The organism is Flavobacteriales bacterium, from assembly GCA_016699575.1.
Taxonomy (GTDB): Bacteria; Bacteroidota; Bacteroidia; order Flavobacteriales_F; family PHOS-HE28; genus PHOS-HE28.
In genome coordinates this window covers 2,578,828-2,601,655 of sequence record CP064979.1, presented here as the reverse complement: position 1 = coordinate 2,601,655, position 22,828 = coordinate 2,578,828, and the positions used below count along the sequence as shown (strand labels likewise).

The following is a 22,828-nucleotide window of genomic DNA, read 5'->3' as shown; positions in this document are numbered from 1 at the left end:
CGTCGTCGTGAACCTCTCCCGGAGAATCTGTTCAAGTTGTTGTGTTCCCCGAGCTGGCATGCGCCAATAGAATTCGTGTTCGACCTACAACCCCAATAACACCTCGCCCGGCTCCCGGTTCCCGAAGACCATCTTATCGGGATCCTCGATCATCTGCTTCACGGCCATGAGGAAGCTCACGCTTTCCTTGCCGTCGATGATGCGGTGATCGTAGCTGAGCGCCACGTACATGATCGGGCGGATGACCACCTGGCCATTCACGGCTACGGGCCGCTCCACGATGTTGTGCATGCCGAGGATGGCGCTCTGCGGCGGGTTGATGATCGGCGTGCTGAGCATGCTGCCGAACACGCCGCCGTTGGTGATGGTGAACGTGCCACCGGTCATCTCATCAATGCTGAGCTTGCCGTCGCGCGCTTTCACCGCAAGGGTCTTGATTCCCGCCTCGATCTCGGCGAGCGACATTTTTTCCGCATTCCGCAGCACGGGTACCATGAGACCTTTCGGCGAACTCACGGCGATACCGATATCCGCGTAGTCGTGCATCACGAGTTCCTCGCCGTCGATCTGGCCGTTCACAGCCGGGAAGAGGCGCAGTGCTTCCGTCACTGCCTTGGTGAAGAAGCTCATGAAGCCGAGGTTCACGCCGTGCTGCTCCTTGAACTTGTCCTTGTATTTGTCGCGCAGGGCTATCACCGCGCTCATATCCACCTCGTTGAACGTGGTGAGCATGGCGGTCTGGTTCTTCACCGCGACAAGTCGTTCCGCCACCTTCTTGCGGAGGGTGGTCATCTTCACGCGGTTCTGGTTACGGGAACCGCCCCAGCCGTTGAGAGCGATCGCATCGGCCTTTACACCGCCGGCCACGTAGGCCACCACGTCGCTCTTGGTAATACGTCCGTTCGGACCGCTGCCCTTCACCTTGTCGGCGCTCACGCCTTTGTCATCGAGCATGGCCTTGGCTACCGGCGTCGCGTGTGCAGCGGTAGCAGCCGGAGCAGCTTTGGGCGCTTCAGCTTTCGCGGCGGGCGCAGAGGCAGCTGCGACTGGTGCGGCGGCTTTCTCCTTCTTCTCGGCCTTGAACGAGGTGTCGACTTTCACCACCACATCACCCACGTTCACCGTCTGGTCTTCCTTAGCGAGCAGTTGCACTTTGCCTTCGGCCTCGGCACTCAGCTCCAGCGTGGCCTTGTCGCTGTCGATCTCGCCCAGCACCTGGTCCTTGCTCACCACATCACCATCCTTCACAAGCCAGCGCGCAATGCGCACTTCGCTGATGCTTTCTCCGGGACTGGGAACCTTTATTTCAACTATTGCCATGATCGTTCTTGATTGAAGACTCAAGTCACAAGACACAAGACTCAAGTGTCAAGGTCCGGGTGCTTGGTGATCCTACTTGTGTCTTTGGACTTGTGTCTTGTGAATTGAGTCTTGCTCAGGCTTTTACTTTCACCTTCGTCGCCGCATTGGCGAACGCCTTCTCGATGATCGCGATCTGCTGGTTCGCGCTGCGTTTGCTGCTGCCGGTGGCCGGGGCGCCGCTGGCAGGGCGCGCGATCACTTCCCATTTCACATCGGTGAAGTTCATGGCGATGTACTGCCACGCACCCATGTTCAACGGCTCCTCCTGTACCCAGATGTAGCGCTCGGCCTTCGCGTACTTCTTGATCACCGCACGCATCTGCTCTGCGGGCAGCGGATGGATCTGTTCGATGCGCACGAGCGCGGTATCCGTGATGTTGTTCTTCTCACGATGCTCGGCGAGGTCGTAGTGGATCTTGCCTTGCGTGAAGATCACGGTCTTCACCTTCTTCGCATCGGCACTTGCATCGTCGATCAGCTCTTGGAACGAGCCGGTCGTCAACTCATCCAATTTGCTCACGCACTTCGGGTGACGCAGCAAACTCTTCGGGGAGAAGGCGACGAGCGGCTTGCGGAAGTCCCACTTCAACTGGCGACGTAACGCGTGGAAGAAATTAGCGGGCGTGGTGCAGTTCACCACCACCATGTTCTCATCGGCACAGCTCTGCAGGAAGCGCTCCATGCGCGCGCTGCTGTGCTCCGCGCCCTGGCCTTCGTAGCCGTGGGGCAGCAGGAGCACCGTGCCGTTCTGCGTGCCCCACTTCTCCTCTGCGCAACACAGGTATTGGTCCAGTACGATCTGCGCGCCGTTGACGAAATCACCGAACTGCGCTTCCCAGATGGTGAGCGAATTCGGCATGGCCAGCGCGTAGCCGTACTCGAAGCCGAGCACCGCGTACTCGCTGAGCAGCGAGTTGTAGATCTGCAACAGCGCTTGTCCTTCCCGGATGTGCTTCAGGTGGATGAACTCCTCCTCGCTATCCTCGACTTTCACAACAGCATGGCGGTGTGAGAACGTGCCGCGTTCTACATCCTGTCCTGTGAAGCGCACGGGATGACCTTCGACCAGCAAGGATCCATAAGCCAGCAGCTCGCCCATGCTCCAGTCGAGGACGCCGGTATCCATCATCTTCTTCCGGTCACCGAGGATCTTCTCCACCTTGCTGAAGAACTTCTTGCCGTCCGGGTGAAGCACGCTCAGCTTTTCCCCGATCAGTTGAAGCGTCTCCTTCTTCACGCCCGTGGCCGGTGACTTCAGGAAGTCCTTCGCGTCGGCGCGCTTGAAGCCTTTCCAGCGCTCTTCGAGGAAGTTGGTGATCTTGCCTACGCGCACTTGCTTCGCTTCAGTGAGGCGTGCGTCCAGCATCTCGGTGAACGAGCGCTCCATCTCCTGCGCCATCTCCCGCGCACCTTCCACGCCGCTGTCGATGAGCTTCTGCGTATAGATTTCGCGCGGATCAGGGTGTGCCGCGATCTTTTTGTACAGCACCGGCTGCGTGAACTTGGGCTCGTCGCCCTCGTTGTGGCCGTGCTTGCGGTAGCAGAGGATGTCCACCCACACGTCCTTGCTGTAGCGCTGGCGGAAATCCATGGCCAGCTGCACGGTGTAGGCCACCGCCTCGGCATCGTCGCCGTTCACGTGGAAGACGGGGCATTGGGTCACCTTGGCGACATCGGTGCAGTACGTGCTGGTACGCGCGTCGATGTAGTTGGTGGTGAAGCCGACCTGGTTGTTCACCACGATGTGGATGGTGCCACCGACCTCGTAGGCCTTCAGCCCGGCCATCTGCACCACTTCGTACACGACGCCTTGACCAGCGACAGCCGCATCGCCGTGGATGAGGATCGGCGCAGTGATGCCCTTCGCGAAGTTGTCGTCGTGCTCGATGATGGCGCGGGAGATGCCTTCCATGATCGGGCCCACGGTTTCCAAATGGCTCGGGTTCGGCGCAAGCGTCAAACGAACCTCCTTTCCGGTGTTCGTCTTCACCTTGCTGCTGTACCCCATGTGGTACTTCACATCGCCCTCCACGAGCTGATCCTCGTAGTCCTTGCCTTCGAACTCCGAGAAGATCTGGTCGTAGCTCTTGCGCAGTGTATTGGCCAGCACGTTCAAGCGCCCGCGGTGCGCCATGCCGATGACATACTCCGTGATGCCCAGCTCCGCGCCATGCTCGATCACCGTGTCCAATGCGGGGATCAACGCCTCCGCGCCTTCGATGCTGAAGCGTTTGGCGCCGATGAACTTCTTGCCTAGGAAGCGCTCGAAGACCACGGCTTCGTTCAGCTTCTCCAGGATGTCCTTCTTCTGATCGATGCTGAAAGAGGGCGTATTGCGCACCCCTTCCATGCGCTGCTGCATCCACTTGATCTTTTCCGGATCGCGGATGAACTTGAACTCCACGCCGATGCTCTGGCAATAGGTCTGCTGGAGCAGCGCCACGATATCGCGCAACTTGCTGGGGCCGATGCCCACTTCATTGCCCGCGCTGAAAACGGTGTCCAGGTCGGCGTCGCTCAGGTTGAAGTTCTCCAGATCGAGCGTAGGACTGTACTTGCGCCGATCGCGAACGGGGTTCGTTTTCGTGAACAGGTGCCCGCGCTGGCGGTAGGCATTGATGAGGTCGAGCACCTTGAACTCCTTCTCGAAGCGGTCATTACCACCGGGTGCTGGTGCATTCGGGGCAGCCGTCAGGTAAGTGTCGCCTTCCAGTGATCGGGCGAACTCGAAGCCCTCGAAGAAGCGGGCCCAACCGGTTTCGACGCTGGCGGGGTCCTTCTGGTATTGTTGGTGCAGGTCGTCGAGCCAGGCGCTGTCGACGTTGCTCAGGTAGGAGTACTTGTCCATTCGGGGCAGCGAAGGTAGAAGGGCTAATAGGTCATATGGAGGCGCGGCGGCACGGAGAAATGCACAGGTACGCGCGGGGAAAACCAGGTTCAGAACCGGCCCGCGTAACGCTCGCGCAGCAGCACTTTCTGTAAGCAACGCAGCACCATGGCACCGGCCAGTTCGTGCAAACCGCCCGCTTCCAAGGCCCGATCCACCTGGGCCTCCGTCAGGTCAACACGGTTGATGGCCCGGGCCATGGACGTTGACCCCGAGCGCTGCCAAAGCTCCAACCGGGCCTTGACTTCCGCACGCAACTGCTCAAAGGCCTCGTTGCCCAACCGTGGCAGGGCCAGGTCCGGCTCGTCGAGGTCCTTGCGCAACTGTTGAACGGTGAACAAGAGCACCTCCTGTTCATCGAGGCGTTTGCGCAGGGCATCCCCGGATCTTGACAGTTCCTCGTTGGCCATGTGGAAAACCCGGCCGAAGGTCGGCAGACGGTGGCACTAAGTTTGGCCGCGACCGACAAACCGTTGAACGAACCGATGCGCAATTTCCTCTTCACCCTCTCCCTGCTTGCCACCCTCATCGCCAAGGCACAGTACGGCAGCTTCGACACCAAGGCCATTGCCGCCGCGAAGGGCACCACCACCGTGCTCGTGCTCGATGCCGGCGACTCGCCGTACAACCGCGCCATCATGGATGCCGTGAAGGCCAACTGGAAGTTCACCGGCAGCTACGACGTGGCAACAGTGAACGACATGGCACTGCAGCCCATGGACGCCACCAAGACCTACCTGCTGAAGACCTGGAAAGTGGACCCGGAGAAACACGGCGCGTTCTACCTGACGCTGGTGCAGGGATGGAAGCAGAAGAAGGGCGAAGCACTGCAAACGCAGGACGGCGGCTTCACGAACATCCCCACGGCGCAGGAACTGGCCTTCATCATGATCGACCCCAACGCGATGGCCGCTGACAACACCAGCTTGCTGCTCACCGTGTATGTGAAGAACATCCAGGACTACCTAAAGCAGGTGGAAGCGGGCAAGTTCACCGACAAGAGCACCGCCGATCGCTTCTACGCCAGCCGCAACCGCCTACTGCGCGACAACCACGAGTTCTGGCTCGCGAAAGAGCATTTGGACAAGAGCATCCCCGATGCGGCTACGGTGAAAGCCAGCTATGTGAAAGGCACCGCTCAGGTGATGGCCGAAAGCCAGTTGCTCACCGCCGTGGAAGCCCAGAACAAGGGCGTTTGCATCAGTGATGTGGTGATGACCGGCGAACACAAGACCCGCCATTGCTTCAAACGTGTGTTCAACGCGGGCAGCGGTGAACTGATGTACCTGGCCGATGATGCTTCGTTGTTCGGCAAGAAGGAAGGCTTCATTGAGGAAGACCTGCTGACGTTGGAGCGGTCGAGGTAGATGCGCGTTCCGGCTATCGCCCTGCACCTCATCCTAGTTTGCTCCTCTGTAGCGCAAACGTTGCAGGACACAACACTCAAGGCCGAAAGAAGAGAACCGTGGGTGAACTTCCCCGGGATCGGTTTCCGTTTTGCCGCCGGGAAGAACGACACGGAAGTCGGGTTATACGGCCAGTGGATGGTCGCCCGTCAACGCAAGCTGGGCAGCGGGCTCACCGCGTTCGGACCTGAACTGTCTCTGAGCGCGGTGTTCGCAGGCGACCGCACATACCGCAGGGGTACGGTGGGGATCCGCGCGATGCACCTGTTCCATGGCGCCATAGGGCCATGCGGTGGCATCTCGTTCGACAACATCAGCTACCGCGCAGCGCTGGACGACACGCGGCTTACGCTTCATGCTGGCATTACGCTCATCGACTTCGTGACCGTGGAGTACGCCAGGACGACACCGTTGACCTCCACCGAGCTGCTACAAGCTGAAAACCTTGTGCTGGTCCGGCTCGGCCTGAACGGGGCCGTATTGCTCCAGCTTTTTGAGAAGGCGCCCATCATGTGAGCAACAGGAGATCCAATGATGTGTGAACCGGATCGGACAATGTTCCGTCCATGACTTGGTTTGCACCGTGCCCACCATCCTCATCACCGGCGGTAGCGGCCTCATCGGCTCGGCGCTTACCAATGCGCTGGTCGGCCGAGGCCACAGTGTCCGCCACCTGAGCCGCACGCCGGGCTCGCGCAACGGCGTGCAAGCCTTTGCATGGAATATACAGGAGCGCACCATCGACGCGTCAGCACTTGAGGGCGTGGACCATATCGTGCACCTCGCCGGTGAGAACATCATTGCCAAACGCTGGTCGCCTGAGCGGTTGAGACTGTGCGAGGAAAGCCGCACGGAGTCGGCGAGACTTGTCCTGCGTGCAGCGAGGGAGGCAGGTGTGCGACCGCAGAGCTTCATCAGTGCCAGCGGCGTGGGATATTACGGTGCCCAAACCCTGGATCACATCTTCGGCGAGAACGATGCAAGTGCCACCGACGCGATCGGGAACCTGACACGTGCCTGGGAGGACGCGGTGGATGAATGGAGCACACTGGCCCGCGTGGTGAAATTTCGCACGCCGGTGGTGCTGGCCCGCGAAGGCGGCGCGTGGCCACGGTTCGCGCAGCTCGCCCGCTGGTGCGTTCTCGCGCCGCTGGGGTCCGGCAGGCAATGGATTCCGTGGGTGCACATCGATGATCTGGTGCGCGCCTATCTGTGCGCCATTGATGGCACAACCTGGCAGGGCGCATACAACATCGTTGCACCGGAGCATAACACCAACCAGAGTTTCCTGCAGGCCGTTGCGCGCTCGGTGCATCGTCCGTTGTTCCCGATCGCCGTCCCCGGCTTTGTCCTGAAGGCCGCCATGGGGGAAATGGCAGCGCTGCTGACGGAGGGAAGCCGGGTGGAGAGCGTTCGGCTAAGCGCGCCGGGGTTCGAATTCAAGTATGGTCTACTGGCCGACGCTTTGCGCGAACTGGCCACCTCGCGGTAGGCCATCCTCGCCTTTCCCAGCGGCCGCTACCTTGCCATCATGAAAGAAAGGACGCTTGTTCTTCTCCTTTGGCTCCTGGCTGGTCGGGCATTTCCCCAAGAGGTCTTCGACATCCGCAACCCGGGCGAGCAGTACGACCTGCGCTGCACCGAATGCCGGTCCGTGTTCGAAAAGCAAGCCAAGGAAATACTGTACGGATTGTCTGCCGACGCACAAGGCGACATCTGGTTCATCGTCACAGATGAACGGTTGCTCAACGCGTTGATCACCAAACCAAGTGATGGTATCGCGGTGGACGTGGTCCCTCGTTCGCGCTACTCATGTGCAACGGGTGGGCCAGCGGCCGATGGAATGTACCGTGGCACTGTGCTGAAACCAGTTTATCAGTTCGAACTGAAACGCAGCAAGATCCCTTGGGGCACGGGTGTCGCAGTGAAAGTCGGGACACTGCCGAACACGCTCAGGAACACCGATCACGAGCTCAACTTCATCATCCTGAAAGACCGGTTCTACTGCTACTACAACTACAACTTCGACCTGCGCGTGTACCGCTGGGACCTGCTGAACATGGGGCTGTACATGGACACGCTCACGTACGGCGAACAGTACGACACTTCACGGACAGAAGTGCGCAACACGATCCTGCGGCGCAAAGCGATGCACTTCACCATCCCTTTCGAACGCAACAAGGCCGAGTACTCCGCTGCCGACCTGCAACCATTGCGCGACTCGCTCCGGCTCACCGACTTCCACATCAAACGCATCGTCATTGAAGCGTACAGTAGTGTAGAGGGGCCCGAGGAACGCAACCTGGAACTGCAGCAAAAGCGCGCGCAGAGCATCGTTGCGGCCATGCAGAGCTACCAGCAGCAAGGCATCATCACGGAAGTCTCGGCCAGCGAGAACTGGGTGGAGTTCCTCAGCGACGTGCTGCTGACCTCGCAAAGCGAACTGGCCACGTTGCCGAAAGCCGAGGTGAAACGCCGGTTGTTGGACAAACGCACGGCAGAGGCACTGGAACCCATGCTTGCCAAGCATCGCAAAGCCGTCATTACCGTGGAGTTGGCGCGCAAGGACGAGTTCGCCGGGGTGAAGGCCGTGGAACTGATCGAGGAGTTCGAGAAGGCTGTTGCCAACAACAACCTGGAGCGCGCCATCGCCGTGCAGAACGCCGTGTTCGATCGTGTGATGGACAACCAGTTGCCGTCATCGTTCCTCGAACAGTTGGAGGTGCCGAGCAGGATAGAATTCGCACAGATGCTCCACTCGAGGGTGGCCTTCCGCCAGTTCATGGACCCCAGCGACGCGTGGGACACCTACCAAGCGTTGGAAGAGCTCGACCGCCTGCTGCCCGAGGACGGCCACGTCAAATACAATCTCTGCGCGGTGAAGTTCCGGCTGTGGCTGCTGGGCGGCCACACCGTTGACCCGGCCGCGTTCAAGAAGGAGATCGAGCACCTGCGCGTGTACCGCATCGAGGAACCGCTGATCAAACGCATGCTCATCAACTGGAACATCATGATGGCGCAGGAGCACATGGCCAAGCTGGAGTACGCGCAGAAGGACGAGTGCCTCAAGTACATCCAACGCAACTACAAGAGCATCCCCATGAGCGAGCAGGACCACCTGAGCCTGGCCCAGTACTTCGCCAGCTATATGAACCACGCCATGGCACTGAACGTGGTGGAGCCGCGCGCGCTGGAGATCAACGTGGACGAAGACTTGCTCTTCTACTACCTCAACCTCACCATCGCCGACCCCGAGCGCACCAAGGAACAAGCCTACCGGCGCGTGATGATGAACGCCGTGAACAAGGACAAGCCACGGTTCTGCTCGTTGTTCAAGACCTATGGCAAAGGCGGTGTCACGTTCCAATTGCTCGAGGACCCGTACCTGCTGAAGACGTACTGCGAGGCCTGCGAGTAGCGCTCAGGACTTCCGCTCCAGCAAGTGCGCGGCCAGCATCCGCAGGGGCTCCTTCTTCACGACAGGCACATCGATCGCATCCAATGCGGCCATGGCAGCACGGTCGTGCTTGAGCACCTCGGCTTCGGCTTCGGCCCGCACACCAAGCTGTTCGATGGCGTCGCGCATCCTGGACACGTCACGCGCATCCGGGGCCTTGGACAGCTCTTCGCGCAACACGCCCCAACGCCCTTCCGCAGCACGCTCAAGACCCCTGATGAGCAGGAAGGTCTTCTTGCCCGCACGCAGATCACCTCCTTGTTGCTTGCCGGTGGTGCCCGGGTCACCGAACGCATCCAGCAGGTCGTCGCGCAATTGGAAGGCGAGCCCGACATGTTCGCCGAACGCACCGATCCGCTCCTGGTCTTCGCGCGGTGCACCGGCGACCATCGCACCCGTTCGCAACGCGCACGAGAGCAGCACGGCGGTCTTCAGCCGTATCATCTCCAGGTACTCCTTCACGTGCACATCGTCGCGCTGCTCGAAGTCCATGTCCAGCTGCTGGCCTTCGCAGACCATCAACGCGTAACGGCTGAACAAGTCGAGGACGTCGGGACGCCGACCCATGAGCTGATAGGCCTTCACCAACATGGCATCGCCGCTGAGGATGCCGATGTTCACGTTCCACTTCGCGTGCACGGTGGGCTGGCCTCGGCGCAAGGGCGCAGCGTCCATGATGTCATCGTGCATCAAAGTGAAGTTGTGGAAGAGCTCGATACCGATGGCTTCGTCGAGGGCTTCGCGCGGGTCGCCGCCGAACAGTTCGCACCCCATCAGCACCAAGGCAGGCCGCACGCGCTTGGCAGGAAGGCCCATGAGGTAGGCCATGGGCGCGTAGAGCCCGTCCTTCGGTAGGGCCGCGCACCAATCGGTGATGCGTGCTTCGATGAGCGCACGATGATCGGTCATCACACCGTGCCGTTCGCCACCTGGATCAGGTATTCCCCGTAACCGCTCTTGCGCAACGGCTCGCCCAGCTTGCGCAGTTCATCGGCGGTGATGAAGCCCCGGCGGAAGGCGACTTCCTCGATGCAACCGATCCTTCTCCCCTGCCGCTCTTCGATCACCTGCACGTACTGCCCCGCCTGCATGAGGCTGGTGAACGTCCCCGTGTCGAGCCATGCCGTGCCGCGGTCCAACACCAGCACTTTCAATTTGCCCTGGCGCAGGTATTCCTTGTTCACGTCGGTGATCTCGTATTCGCCGCGCGCGCTCGGCTTCAGGTCGCGGGCGATGTCCAGCACGCTGTTGTCGTAGAAGTACAGCCCGGGCACGGCATAGTTGCTCTTCGGCTTGGCCGGTTTCTCCTCGATGCTCAACGCGTTGAAGTGCGCGTCGAACTCCACCACCCCGTAACGTTCCGGATCGCTCACGCGGTACGCGAAGACGAGGCCGCCGCTCACGGTGTTGTGCTCCATAAGCCGCGTGCCCAAGCCGCTGCCGTGGAAAATGTTGTCGCCGAGGATGAGTGCCACGCCATCGTTGCCCACGAACTCGCGACCGATGACGAAGGCCTGCGCCAGCCCGTTAGGCACCGGTTGCTCGGCATAGCTGAAGGAGCAACCGAGACTTGCACCGTCGCCCAGCAGCTTCCGGAAGTTGGGCAGGTCGTGCGGTGTGCTGATGATGAGAATATCGCGGATGCCCGCCGCCATGAGCGTGCTCAGCGGGTAGTAGATCATCGGCTTGTCGTACACGGGCATGAGCTGCTTGCTCACGGCCAAGGTCAACGGGTGCAGTCGGGTGCCGGACCCTCCGGCGAGGATGATGCCTTTCATGGTTGTTGAGGTGCGGTGTCCTCCACCTTCAGTTCATCGAGGTTGATGTCTTCTTCTTCGTCGAGGATCACCAGGAGCGGTTCCTGGAACGCACGCGTGATGAGGTTGCGGTGGAAGGTGAGCAGGAGCCCCGGCAGCACCAGCAGGTTGGTGAACATGGCCACCAACAATGTGATGCTGGTGAGGATGCCCAGCGCCTGGATGCCGCCGAACTTGCTGAACGCGAAAATGATGAAGCCGAAGAAGAGCACCGCACTGGTGTAGATGATGCCCACGCTCACTTCGCGCGTGGCCAGGTCAACCGCGCGCTTGTAGTCGTTGTTGGTCAGTTTCAGTTCAAGCCGGTAGCGCGCCAGGAAGTGGATCGCATTGTCCACGGCGATGCCCAACGCGATGCCGAACACGAGGATGGTGCTCGGCTTGATGGGGATGTGGAAGTAGCCCATCAGCCCGGCGGTGACCACGAGCGGGATGAGGTTGGGGATGAGCGAAACGACCAGGATGCGCAATGAGTTGAACAGCAAGGCCATCAACGCCACGATGAACACCACCGCCCAGAAGAGGCTCCAGATGAGGTTGTCGATGAGGTAGCGGCTGCCCTCGAGGAAAATGATGCTGTTGCCGGTGAAGCTGACATCGTATTTGTCCGGTGCGAAAATGCTGTCCACCTGAGGACGCAGACGTGTCATCAGCTCGTCCATCCGCGTGGTGCCGATGTCGGCCATTTGCACGGTGAGGCGTGTGACCTGTCGGGCCGTGTCCAGGAACGCCTTGCCCATGTCCTTCTTCTCCGCTGCCTTCGGGAGGTACTTCACAATGAACTGGTCCGGGGCATAGCTGGGCTTGATCAGTTCATAGCGATCGGGATCCCCGCCGTAGAAAGCTTGCTTGGTGAACTTCACGGCATCCACCACGCTGAGCGGACGGCTGAACTGCGGGTAGGTGGCCAGCGTGTCGTGCAGGCGTTGGATCCGCTTGAGCGTAGGGTCCTTCAGCGCACCGCCGTTCTTCTTCGTATCGATGACCACCTCCAAGGGGATCACACCCCGGAAGTTGCGCTCGAACCAACGCATGTTCACCAGCACTTCGTTCTCCTCGGGCAGGTCGTCCACCACGCGGCTCTCGTCCTTCAAGCGGCCCATGCCCACAAGCGCAACGATGAAGACAAGCAAGGTGATGGCGTACACCAAGGGCCGATGGCGGTGGCTGATGCGCACAATGCGGTCCACCACCGTGTCCATCCATTTGCGGTCGAGGTGCTTGAGGTGCTTGGCCGTGGGCGGCGGCATGAAGCTGAAGAAGATGGGGATGAGCACCATGCTCAATGCCCAAAGCACCATGATCCCGAGCGTGGCGATGAGGCCGAACTCCTGCAAGGTCTCGCTGCTCACGAGCATGAAGCTGGTGAAGCCCACGGCGGTGGTAGCATTGGTCATGAACGCGGCCGCGCCCACCCGGGTGATGACGCGCTGCAACGCTTTCATCTGGTTGCGATGATGCACGTATTCGATCTGGTAGCTATTGATCAAGAACACGCAGTTGGGCACACCTGTAACAATGACCAGCGGTGCGATCACCGACATGATGAGGGTGATAGGGCAATCGAACAAGGCCATCATCCCGAAGCTCCACACCACGCTGATGGCCACTACGGCCGTGCATACCCACATCACCCGCCAACTGCGGAAGAAAACCAGGAGCAGCACCGCGCAAACGAAAAGGCTGCCTCCCATGAAGACCGGCATCTCGCCTTTCACCAGTGACGCGACCTTCACACGGATGTACGGCAGCCCGCTGTAGTGCAGCGGCACATGGTCAGCGGCATAGGCATCGCCAAGCTGCATGATATCCTCGATCATGTGGCCTCGACGCTCGCTGTTGAACATGGCCGCATCCAAGAAGAGCATCATCACGTGCGCCCTGGTGCTGTCGTTGAAGAGCAGCCGGTCGTAGAAGGGCAGTGATCGGATGTGCGCCCTCAAGGAATCCATGCCTGCCTGGTCCGCTGGCGGGGCCACCACGACAGGACGCAGCTTGAAGGTCATCAGCGAATCGTCGCGGACCAGATCGAACAGGTGCGCCTCACTGAAAACGGAGTCGACCCCGTTGATGGCTTTCAGGTCCTTGCCCAAACGCCACCACGCGGCGAACCGTTCGGGCTTGAAGAAGTCGGGGTCGTCGGTGCCGATGACCACCACGTTCCCATCCTCACTGAACTGGTGCACGAAGTGCTGGTAGGCAACGAATGTGCTGTCGTCCTTGGGCAACAGGCCACCATTGCGGTAGCTCATCTTCACCCGGCTTGCCATCCAGCCCATGAAGACGGTGAGCAGGCCGGTGACCACCAGCACCGCGATGCGGTTGCGTAGGATCTTACCGGCGAGCCATGTCCACATGAGCGTTCAGGGTGCCGCACTGCGGCGACCAAAGGAACGAAATGGACGTGCAGCCCCGGGTCAGATCCCGATCCCCAGTGCCAGCTTCAGGTAGAGGTTGTCCATTGCGTCCGGTAACGCGTAGGGGCCGTAGCGCCAGTACACACCGAAGCCCAGGGCCGAGAGGTTGTTGCGGAAAAGGACCTCCGCCCCGCTTTCGAAGAACCCTTCCACCATGCTGCGGAAGTCATAGCCGCGATGGTTCGCCGCATGTTCCAGCCCACCCCAACCCGCGCTGGTCACCAGGGTGGGCAACGGCTGCCACTTCTTGGTCTTCAGCAGGAGCTTGCCGAACGAATGCCGGTAATGGACCACGATGAAACGGTCCGACAGGAACTCGCCCGGCACCATGGTTTCGAACGCATAAGGTGTGTTCAGCCACCATCCCTCGCCGCGCGAACCCCTCAGGTTGAAGAGAAACGGGTACGCGGCCGTGGCATCTGCCATACCGGCCATCACCCGTACTGATGGAGTGCCCATGCGACGCGTCCTGAACGACTTGCCGGTTTGCACAGCCGCACGCCACCACTGTTGCTCGCCTTCCCAAAGCCCATCCACGGCTTGCGCGAACGACACTTGGAGCACGGGCCACTTCGTACCGAGGTCCACCTGGCGGCCGGGCAACTGGGCCAAGCGCTCGCCGTGTGCGTAGCGGACATCAACGCTCACCTCGCCACTGCGGAAATCGTTGACCAAGCGCTCCACTCCTTCTCCAAGCGGTTGCACAAAACGATATCCGAGGTCATTGATCCGCAACTCACTAGCCGTGCCCAACCACATGCGGAGTCCGCTGGCCAAGCGCAGGTGCACCGTTCCTCCGATCCGCTCCACGCGATCCATCCGGTCCATGTAGAGCAGCCGCACGTCATCGCTGAGCAGTAGTGTACGCGGGCCCTTGAAGGCAACGCCACCGCTTTCCACAAGGTCGTTCGCGTAGTACGCGTGCACTTCCAACGACCTCGCCGGCTTGGGTTTCACACGCACATCAGCGCCGTACTTCCATGTCTTGTCCCCGAAGCCGTAACCGAACCAACCACCAAGGCGTGCCACACGGGACACGCGGTCGTTGGTGCTCAGGCCGAGGCCCAGCCGCACGTCCTCCAGCGCATTGGCGGAAATGATGCGCCGAAGCTCGAAGTCCACCGGCCCCCAGGGGATGCTGCCACTGAGCAACGCCTCCAGTCCCTTCAAGGTCCTGCCCAAGTTCTCCGCCTTGCTGATACTGTCGATGACCTGGTATGTCTTCAGCTCTTTCTTTCCCAACGTATCGGGACGAAGCGCCCGCCAATAGGCTTCGTCGCGGTGCAACGCCAAGGGGTCCATCACGAATTCGGGACCGGCCACTTCCGAACGCGACACTTCTATGCCCGTTTCGACGTCACGTAATTGCACGCGGCCGATACCCAGCGGCTGGAACCCGTTCAGCGTTATGCCATCGAAGAAGTATGTGGTGTTGAGCTGCACGGGGAACCAAGTCGCACCGATGCGCTTGTGCACCTGCTGCACCTTCAGGCCCTGGCCTTCACCCCGCTTCACCGGACCGGCCACCACGTTCTGCAGGGCGTAGCCATCGCTGTTCACCCAGAGCGTTCCGGAAAGTCCCTCGAAATTCTTGCTTGTCCGTGGACGGTAGCTGATCACGAACACACTGTCGGTTCCTTGGAAGAGCGTGTCTTCCAGGATGAAGAGATAGCTGTTCACCGATCCGCGCGCGATGGGGCTCATGTACGTCTTCTCGCCCAAGGGGATCAGCGGCTCGTACATGCTGAAGGTTTTCGTTGAGGCGACGAGCGCCAGCAATCCGGGATCCTCGAAGCCGCTCACACGCAAGGCCAGCACCTCTTCACGGTCACCGTTGGGCGGCCGGAACGTTCGGCGCGTCGCGCTCTCGATGAGCAGGAGGTGCTGCTCGTTCATGAATTCCACGATCTCGCGGCCGTTGCTGTCCAACTGGGCGATGCGCGCCTTGTCGGTCATCAGGGCGCTGTCCGCTTCGATGGTGAAGACCGTGCGCGCGTAACTGGTGTAGCGGAAGCTGCCCGCGCTGAGCCCGTCATTGCGCTTGCGGTTGGCGTGCACGGCCTCGATGATGCGGTGCGCGGGGTTTTCGCCCGGACGCACAACCGCCTCGCTCAGCTCTTTGGTCAGGGCATGCAAGCGCAGGACGACCGGTCGCTCGTCCCAGCTCTCGTACCGCAGCGGTTGGTAGCCCACATAGCTGCATATCAAGGTGGTCGGCAAAGCAGCGACTTCCACCGCAAAGCGTCCGTCCGCATCCGCCAGCACGCCCTGTCCTGCACCATCCGGTCGCACGTGCACAAAAGGCAACGGTTCTCCGGTGCGATCGTCAACCACACGACCGGCGACCATCACTTGCGCAGCGGTGAACACCCAAAGGCAGCAACAGCACAGCGCGGTCGCCGTTCGCAACAAGGGAAGCATGTGAAGTGTGACGGTCGGGCGACGAAGAAAGTAACAGACGCCCTCCCCGGTGCCCGCTACATTGTCCCGCAGATGCTCCTTGCCCCCCTGCACGATGCGCGCGAATGGTCGCGGAAGCTCTCCGCGCGCCGTGCAACCAACGCGTGGCGCATCTGGAGCAGCTATCAACGGGCCAAGCGCACGAAGGAGCCCGTCATCAAAGGCCTGCCCATCAACATCAGCATCGAACCCACCACGGCATGCAACCTTCGATGCCCTGAATGCCCGAGCGGTCTGCGCTCATTCACCCGGCCGACCGGCAACCTGAAGCAGCCGCTCTTCCACCGGGTGATCGATGAACTGGGCGACGACCTCCTGAGCCTGACGTTCTACTTCCAAGGCGAGCCGTACATCAACCCTTCGTTCCTCGACATGGTGGCGCATGCCAGCGAGCGTGGCGTGTACACGGCGACCAGCACCAACGCGCATTTCATTACGGAGGAAGTCGCGGAGCGTACGGTGCGGAGCGGGCTGTCGCGGCTCATCATTTCACTGGACGGCACGGATCAGGCGACGTACGAGGCCTACCGCAAGGAAGGCACGTTGAACAAGGTGATCGAGGGAGCCGAGCGGATCGTGAAATGGAAACGCCTGCTGAAGAGCCGCACGCCGCACCTGGTGTTCCAGTTCCTGGTGGTGAAACCGAATGAACACCAGATCCCCGCAGCCCGCGCGTTGGCCAAGCGCATCGGCGTCGACGACCTGTGGCTGAAAACCGCTCAGGTGTACGACCCTCGCGAGGACCATCCCCTCATACCCACCCAAGACAAGTACGCACGTTACCGCCGCGCGGCCGATGGCTCATGGCAATTGAAGAACGCAATGCACGACCACTGCTGGAAGATGTGGCACAGCTGTGTGATCACCTGGGACGGTCGTGTGGTGCCGTGCTGCTTCGACAAGGACGCGCACCATGTGCTCGGCAGTGTTGGGCAAGGCCCCTTCAAAGAGATCTGGAACGGCGCCTCCTACCGTGACTTCCGAGCTGCGTTGCTACAAAGCCGCAGCAATTTGGAGATGTGCAGGAACTGCAGTGAGGGAAGCCCGGTGTGGGCGTGAGTCCTCGGCTCGATCAAATGTGTAAGGCAAGACTGTTCGCAGTTGCTCTACTCATCACAGACAAAGCCCGCCTCAATCTCCTGGAAGTCGCGTTGCCTCTTACCAGCATCCTCCTGAGCAACATAGACGATGAAGACGAAGGTCTTCCCGCAAGCGTGGAACGACCGCACATCGACGAGAAACGGCATTATCGGGAAAACCTTGAAATCAGCCCGGAAGGCTGAACGCTCTTGGAACGCCGCGGAACCCGTATTCAAGTCCAAGACCTCCGATCGCCTTCGATAAGCCGACACGATTTCCATTGCAACACTGTCCAGCTTCAATTGACCTGGTGTCCAGCGCACTGTTACGTTTCCGCTCGTGCTCAACCCCTTCTTTTCAACGGTTAGCACTTGCCATGGACCATCAACATGGTCGGTGGTTTCGAGTTTCCAACCCTTAGCGAGCGGAAGTCGAACGGACGAGCCGTCGGGCACGAGTTGCTGAGCATCAACTGCCGATGCCGTGAACAAAGCCAAAGCACCTATCACCATTTGTCGGCTGATCAAAAAGCGCATCCGTGAGAGTCGGGTTTCATCCAGCAGCACTGGGGCACTGGGGCATTTAAGTACGCCCGTCCTCACACCTTCATGATGTCCTTCTCCTTCGCCGCGATGTGCTCTTCGACCTTCTTGTTGTTGATGCCGGTGATCTTCTCGATCTGCTCCTCGGCATCCTTGGCAGTGTCTTCGGGGAGCCCGTCCTTCTTAGCGGCCTTCACGGCTTCCATGGCCTTCTGCCTGAACCCGCGGATACTGACCCGGGCATGCTCCCCTTCGGCATGGGCGCCTTTCACCAGGGTCTTGCGCCGCTCCTCGGTGAGCATGGGCACATTGATGATGACGCTCTCCCCGTTATTGCTGGGATTGAAGCCAAGATTGGCCGCGATGATGGCCTTCTCGATCGCGTCGATCATCTTCTTTTCCCAGGGCTTCACGAACAGCGTGCGTGCATCGCCGGTGTTCACGGTGGCCACCTGGCTCAGCGGCATCATGCTGCCGTAGTAATCCACCCGCACGCCATCGAGCATGCTGGGGGTGGCGGCACCGGCCCTGATCTTCGTGAGTTCCTGTTCCAGGTGCGCAACGGCCTTGCGCATGTTGTCGTCGGCCTGGCTGATGATGGCGCGTGTATCGGTCATGGTGCTGGAATAGGTCGGCGAAAATATCCCTCGACCGGGCTCGGGATGAGAAATACCGTTCAATAGCGCTGTTCAGAACTCGACCAGCGTGCCTACCTGCTCGCCCTTCACCAAGCGGCCCAGGTTGCCGGGCTTGTTCATGTCGAAGACGATGATGGGCAGGTTGTTCTCCTTGCAGAGCGTGAAGGCCGTCATGTCCATCACGTTGAGACCCTTGTCATAGACCTCCGTGAAGCTGATGCGCTCGTAACGGGTGGCGGTCTTGTCCTTCTCGGGATCGGCGGTATAGATGCCGTCAACGCGGGTGCCCTTCAGGATCACATCGGCTTCGATCTCGATGGCTCGCAGGCTGGCTGCCGTGTCCGTGGTGAAGTAGGGATTGCCTGTGCCCGCACCGAAGATGACAATGCGGCCCTTCTCCAAGTGGCGCACGGCCCTACGGCGGATGAAGGGCTCCGCGATCTGCTCCATCTTGATGGCACTGAGCAGCCGGGTGTTGTAGCCCTGTGCCTCCAGAGCACTTTGCAAGGCCAGGCTGTTGATCATGGTGGCCAGCATGCCCATGTGGTCGCCCTGCACACGGTCGATACCGCTGCCGTTGGCCTGCATGCCGCGGTAGATGTTGCCGCCACCGATCACCACGGCCACTTGGATGCCACCGCGTGCCACCCCGATGATCTCCTGAGCGTACATGTTCAGGCGATCGCTGTCGATGCCGTAGTCCTTGGTGCCCATCAGGCTTTCGCCCGAGAGCTTCAGGAGGATGCGCTTGTAGGTACGGGGGGCGGAGGTGTTGCTCATAGCGGGCCGCAAAAGAAGCGATCCCGGCAAGCCAACCGCTATGGCTCAGCCACAATGAATCGGTAAGCAAGGCCCTCAACAACGAAAACGTATGCGCCGGAAGCAAGGCCTGGTAGCCGAACTTCCACAGCACTTGGACCAAAGGCAGCCAAAGAGCCAGTGTCAAGCACACGACCAATCGCATCGCATAGTGAGTAATCGCTGCGACCGTCGGGAAGCCCCGAAATGGTCAGGACCCCGGCACCACTGACCCTGACACGCAGCCGGTCCCGCCATGGCCCGGGATCGTTCACGGCCACGACCTGGCAACTATCCCCGTAAGCTCCCCCTACCCATTTGGCCACACGGTTCACGCTATCGCCCTCCACCACATGACCGCAGGCGATGAAGAGCGTATCGTGGTAGAAAGCCATGCTCTCCACGTAGCCTGTCATGACACTCGCATTGGCACACCACTGATAGCCGTCCCAAACTGCAAAGCGGCTGGCCGGTATGCCGCCCGCGCAGCCGAAGCCGCCGCCCACCAGCAGCAGTCCATCATGCTCCAGTAGTTCATATACCCGCGCCGGATAGCTGCTCCCACAATAGATGTCTTGCACACTACCACCTACCGCATGCCACTGGCTACCATCCCAACGCATTATCCCATGACCCACGTTGCCGGAGTTGATGTCGATCTCACCACCAGCATATAGGGAACCACCGTAAACCTCCATGGCAAGCACAGCGGTTGCACCACCGAGAATTCCTCCTCCCGGCCCGCTCCACATGGTGCCATCGAACTTGGCGATTCCATTGGTTCCATCGGCCAAGGAGAGCGAACCACCGACGTACAAATCTCCAGCAAACTCAGCAACCTCCACCAAGATGGGGGCACCAGGCACATCCTGTTGCAAGTTCCCCAAGTTCACCCATTCACCACCCACACGTTTGGCCACCCCGTTGCACAAGTGCCCATCGGCGTACTCGAATGCACCTACCGCATAGAGGATTCCGTTCAGAATCCGGAGTCGGCGCACAGACTGGTCAAGATCGCCAAATGGGTGCCACGCATTGTCATAAAAGGCGGCAATATGCTCAAAGGGTTCTCCGCCCACATCATTGAACGCACCGCCAACTACGAGCGTATCACCGTAGCTACACGCAGAATAGACCCACCCACCGAACTCGCCGAATGCGTCCCATGAGGACCCGTTGTATTCTCCAATGACAACAGGAAAGGTCAAAGGCCCCACCGAAGTAACTCCCATCGCTAAGAGGCGATCCTTTTCCTGTTCAACGTAGAGTTCTCGAACGCCATACGTGAGGTATGGCATACCCGCCCCAATCCAATTGTCCTGAGCCAGTGCAAAACACGGCAAGCACCCAACAAGTACAGCAAGCGATTTCATGTAGCAGGTCAGTTCTGAACGGCCACCTTTACCGCCGACGAGTTCTGATCCGTGCGAAGCACGTAGGTTCCAGCGGCTACAGAGCCACAATTCCAGTCGGCCCGCCCATCAGGCCGCACCACAACACTACTCTCTCGAACTAGTCTTCCACGAGAATCTACCAACCGGCAGTGCGTCCTCCCAGGTGACAGGCCACACAGTGTGATCGTGCCATCCAACCACTGCGCGGTAGGCATGCCGAAAGTGCTTTCATCCACGCTCAGTGCGCTGAAGAAATCTGTGCATATCGCTCCAACCCAACCATCCCAATAGTTGCTACCGCCGTTGTAATCATAGGTCTCGTCGTAGTACGCCGGGAAACCGGGATCAAAAAGCGGGAAGTACCCAGCAACGTTAATCCCATCCTTGTCTGTCATGCCGGCGATCAACAAACGATTGGCATGCACTGAGGCAGTGTGCACCACGTCGCCGTAAATGCCTTGTTCTCCCCCGAAATAGCTCGCGTACTGCACAACGTGCGCAGGGTTGAAGCACATGATGGCACCATCGTATCCCCAGTAGCTGACAAAACCTACAGGGTCGATAATGGAACCTTGGAAGAACGTGTTCGGCGCCTGCCACAACGGGAAGTTCGGATCCTTGGAGAAGCCAACGGCTATCAATCTCTCTTGGTTGTCCACCACGGCCGTCTCGAAGGCGTTGTTTCCACTGCCGTACACATAAGTACCCCACATCATTGCCCTAGTGACGCCGCTGAACTGAAGCACGAATGCAGCCCTGTCCCCGTTCGTGTCGTCGTAGAATCCAGTGCTCTGTTGCAATGGAAAATCGCTGCTCAATGTATTCCCAACGAAGTAGACATGCCCGTTGCTCGTTGCTGCGAGGCTGTTGACCCCAGGTGTGTCATGATCGCTCCCGCCAACGAACGTTGCTTTCTGGCAGGCCGCTGAACTATTGAACGCGAGCAGCAGTAGGTCGCGCCCGCCAGCATTAACAGATTGGTTATACCCGCTCCCAGCGATGAGCGGAACAGTGGTGCTCAGCGTTTGCCCACTGACCCAAAAGCCCTGTGGCGTGCAAACGATATCGCCCCCAAACTCGGAGTCTGAGCCCCCGTACGAAGTACACCATTGAAGAGCTCCTGCTGCACTGAAGCGCGCCAACAGAAGATCGTGTTCACCACCGGCTGCCCAAGAGGACGCACCGGCAAGCGATTGTGAGGGATAGCTGTACTCCCAATCGCCTACCAAATAGAGCCGACCCGTCGCATCGAAATCCAACCCCTCCAAGCGAGTTCTATCGTCGCCGAAGTAGGTACTCCAGTCTATTCCTCCGGTCACATCGAGCTGTAGTATGAAGCCTTTCTCCCAGAGGCTGCTCGCCGTCAAGTCATTGTATGCGCCGGCCAAGGGTCAGGTGTACAAATCGTTCGCCCTCGTGTATCCTGTTACAAAAATCTCGGTGTTGCCACCAAGTTCCCGCACCCCAATGTCCCTACCCGCTTGATCATCCGATCCGCCGTAGAACAAGGTCCAGTCTAACTCGTAGTTGGCCAGGAACTTGGTCACAACGACCGCCTGATCATTGCCAACCAGATCCACCCCAACGTTGCTTTGGAAGGTGAGGAAGTCGCTGCTCGAATACCCTGTGAGGTAGAAATTCCCATCTGAATCGGTGTCGCTCGCGTAGAGTTCCTCCATGTCAGTACCACCGTAGTATGAGCCCCAGCACAAGTATTCGGTTGGGTCCGGCTCATCGAGGGGCATCGCACCGATCTGGAGCACCAGAGCTAGGCTCGGGTCATATGTATCAAAGATGAATCCAATGATGTCCTGCCCGTTGATCTCCTCGTACTGTGCGTTCCAATTTAGCGGGATGACGTTCTCGTTGGCATCGACCTGGTACGCAACGGCCTCACGCAAAAGGATCCACTTCCCCGCGATGAGCACCTTGAGATTCCCGAGCCAGTCCACATGCAAGCTGTCTTGGCCCTCGAACAGCAATTGTATCTCCGAAGGGTCGCTGTACGGTTCCGCGTAGAAAGCGAGGTTCTGCCCAGCGCTCGTGCCATAGAACTGCATGCTGATCCCGGGGTAGACATCTTTGTAGTGAAGACGTTCGTGGTCATGCACACCAACCACACCGTTGGGAGCCGTTTGCGGGAGGAAGAAGTTCTGATAGTTGGACCGCTGGCCAATAAGGTCTGGCGAAACAAGTGCAGCATTCTCGCCGATCGGACGGAACCGCAAAGAGAAAGACGGGTCGGGGGTACTGAAGTCTCCGTCGTTCTCCCTTGCGTTGAAGTAGACGGTTGACTCGTGCAGGAAATAGGTCTGCGGGAAAGCTCCGAACGAGTATGCCGCTACAGCACTGGCACTATTGCCATTGGTCTGCAGCACTTGGCCTTCATTGGCAAAATAGCCTATGCTTCGGCTCGACTTCTGACCGTAAAAATCCGGCGGGATGTTCGAGCGGACGGTTCCGATCAAAGTGAACGCAGAGAGAAACAGGCAAGCTCGGAGGTTCATGGCTTGGGCATTTGGTCAACCGAAGCTATTCGCAGCCGACGTTCAATCCCAAGAACGCAAAAC

General features: G+C 59.7%; 18 protein-coding genes. 5 read left to right on the top strand and 13 right to left on the bottom strand.

All coding sequences use genetic code 11. The annotated features are described in order from the left end of the window. Positions 1 to 84 precede the first annotated feature (84 nt). The 3 genes from odhB to IPJ76_10700 form a co-directional block, all read right to left on the bottom strand. Positions 85 to 1,320 (bottom strand): 2-oxoglutarate dehydrogenase complex dihydrolipoyllysine-residue succinyltransferase, encoded by a 1,236-nt coding sequence (gene odhB / locus IPJ76_10710; protein ID QQR85090.1) that lies wholly within the window; start codon positions 1,318 to 1,320, stop codon positions 85 to 87. A gap of 115 nt (positions 1,321 to 1,435) precedes the next feature. Next, entirely contained in the window at positions 1,436 to 4,210 is a 2,775-nt protein-coding gene (locus IPJ76_10705; GenBank protein ID QQR85089.1) for a 2-oxoglutarate dehydrogenase E1 component, read from the bottom strand. Positions 4,211 to 4,299: 89 nt separating this feature from the next. Continuing rightward, positions 4,300 to 4,659, bottom strand: coding sequence for a hypothetical protein (locus tag IPJ76_10700; protein QQR85088.1), 360 nt, complete (start codon positions 4,657 to 4,659; stop codon positions 4,300 to 4,302). Between the two features lie 75 nt (positions 4,660 to 4,734). On the opposite strand from IPJ76_10700, the gene IPJ76_10695 reads away from it, so the two are divergent. The 4 genes from IPJ76_10695 (at position 4,735) to IPJ76_10680 (ending at position 9,073) form a co-directional block, all read left to right on the top strand. Next, entirely contained in the window at positions 4,735 to 5,616 is an 882-nt protein-coding gene (locus IPJ76_10695) for a hypothetical protein (protein ID QQR85087.1), read from the top strand. Then, a complete protein-coding gene (locus IPJ76_10690; protein QQR85086.1) occupies positions 5,617 to 6,171 on the top strand; it encodes a hypothetical protein in 555 nt (184 codons plus the stop codon). A 67-nt stretch (positions 6,172 to 6,238) separates the two neighbouring features. Beyond that, positions 6,239 to 7,147: a TIGR01777 family protein gene (locus IPJ76_10685; GenBank protein ID QQR85085.1), complete on the top strand. Its 909-nt coding sequence runs from the start codon at positions 6,239 to 6,241 to the stop codon at positions 7,145 to 7,147. Positions 7,148 to 7,186: 39 nt separating this feature from the next. After that, positions 7,187 to 9,073, top strand: coding sequence for a hypothetical protein (locus IPJ76_10680; GenBank protein QQR85084.1), 1,887 nt, complete (start codon positions 7,187 to 7,189; stop codon positions 9,071 to 9,073). Between the two features lie 3 nt (positions 9,074 to 9,076). Here the strand turns inward: IPJ76_10680 and IPJ76_10675 are convergent, their stop codons facing one another. From IPJ76_10675 to IPJ76_10660, 4 genes are read right to left on the bottom strand one after another with little or no spacing between them, the layout of a single operon-like run. Continuing rightward, positions 9,077 to 10,021: a polyprenyl synthetase family protein gene (locus IPJ76_10675; GenBank protein ID QQR85083.1), complete on the bottom strand. Its 945-nt coding sequence runs from the start codon at positions 10,019 to 10,021 to the stop codon at positions 9,077 to 9,079. After that, positions 10,021 to 10,890: a glucose-1-phosphate thymidylyltransferase RfbA gene (gene rfbA / locus IPJ76_10670; protein ID QQR85082.1), complete on the bottom strand. Its 870-nt coding sequence runs from the start codon at positions 10,888 to 10,890 to the stop codon at positions 10,021 to 10,023. The genes IPJ76_10675 and rfbA overlap by 1 nt, the downstream gene beginning before the upstream one ends. Continuing rightward, positions 10,887 to 13,286, bottom strand: a complete 2,400-nt coding sequence (locus IPJ76_10665) for an MMPL family transporter (GenBank protein QQR85081.1) — start codon at positions 13,284 to 13,286, stop codon at positions 10,887 to 10,889. Before IPJ76_10665 ends, rfbA begins: the two co-directional genes overlap by 4 nt. Before the next feature lie 60 nt (positions 13,287 to 13,346). Beyond that, on the bottom strand, positions 13,347 to 15,755 hold the full coding sequence (locus tag IPJ76_10660) for a carboxypeptidase-like regulatory domain-containing protein (GenBank protein QQR85080.1): 2,409 nt from the start codon (positions 15,753 to 15,755) through the stop codon (positions 13,347 to 13,349). A gap of 84 nt (positions 15,756 to 15,839) precedes the next feature. Here IPJ76_10660 and IPJ76_10655 point away from each other — a divergent pair, with 84 nt between their 5' ends. Further along, a complete protein-coding gene (locus IPJ76_10655) occupies positions 15,840 to 16,865 on the top strand; it encodes an SPASM domain-containing protein (protein QQR85079.1) in 1,026 nt (341 codons plus the stop codon). A gap of 47 nt (positions 16,866 to 16,912) precedes the next feature. On the opposite strand, the gene IPJ76_10650 is transcribed toward IPJ76_10655, so the two are convergent. The 6 genes from IPJ76_10650 to IPJ76_10625 form a co-directional block, all read right to left on the bottom strand. Beyond that, entirely contained in the window at positions 16,913 to 17,422 is a 510-nt protein-coding gene (locus IPJ76_10650; GenBank protein ID QQR85078.1) for a hypothetical protein, read from the bottom strand. A gap of 62 nt (positions 17,423 to 17,484) precedes the next feature. Next, complete coding sequence (gene frr, locus IPJ76_10645; protein ID QQR85077.1) at positions 17,485 to 18,045, bottom strand: ribosome recycling factor; 561 nt, start codon at positions 18,043 to 18,045, stop codon at positions 17,485 to 17,487. A gap of 72 nt (positions 18,046 to 18,117) precedes the next feature. Then, positions 18,118 to 18,846 (bottom strand): UMP kinase, encoded by a 729-nt coding sequence (locus IPJ76_10640; protein QQR85076.1) that lies wholly within the window; start codon positions 18,844 to 18,846, stop codon positions 18,118 to 18,120. 38 nt (positions 18,847 to 18,884) lie between these two features. Continuing rightward, positions 18,885 to 19,865: a hypothetical protein gene (locus IPJ76_10635; GenBank protein ID QQR85075.1), complete on the bottom strand. Its 981-nt coding sequence runs from the start codon at positions 19,863 to 19,865 to the stop codon at positions 18,885 to 18,887. A gap of 380 nt (positions 19,866 to 20,245) precedes the next feature. Next, positions 20,246 to 21,646 carry a hypothetical protein gene (locus IPJ76_10630; protein ID QQR85074.1) on the bottom strand — a complete coding sequence of 467 codons (1,401 nt, stop codon included), beginning with the start codon at positions 21,644 to 21,646 and terminating at the stop codon, positions 20,246 to 20,248. Between the two features lie 3 nt (positions 21,647 to 21,649). After that, positions 21,650 to 22,636: a hypothetical protein gene (locus IPJ76_10625; protein QQR85073.1), complete on the bottom strand. Its 987-nt coding sequence runs from the start codon at positions 22,634 to 22,636 to the stop codon at positions 21,650 to 21,652. Positions 22,637 to 22,828 lie beyond the last annotated feature (192 nt).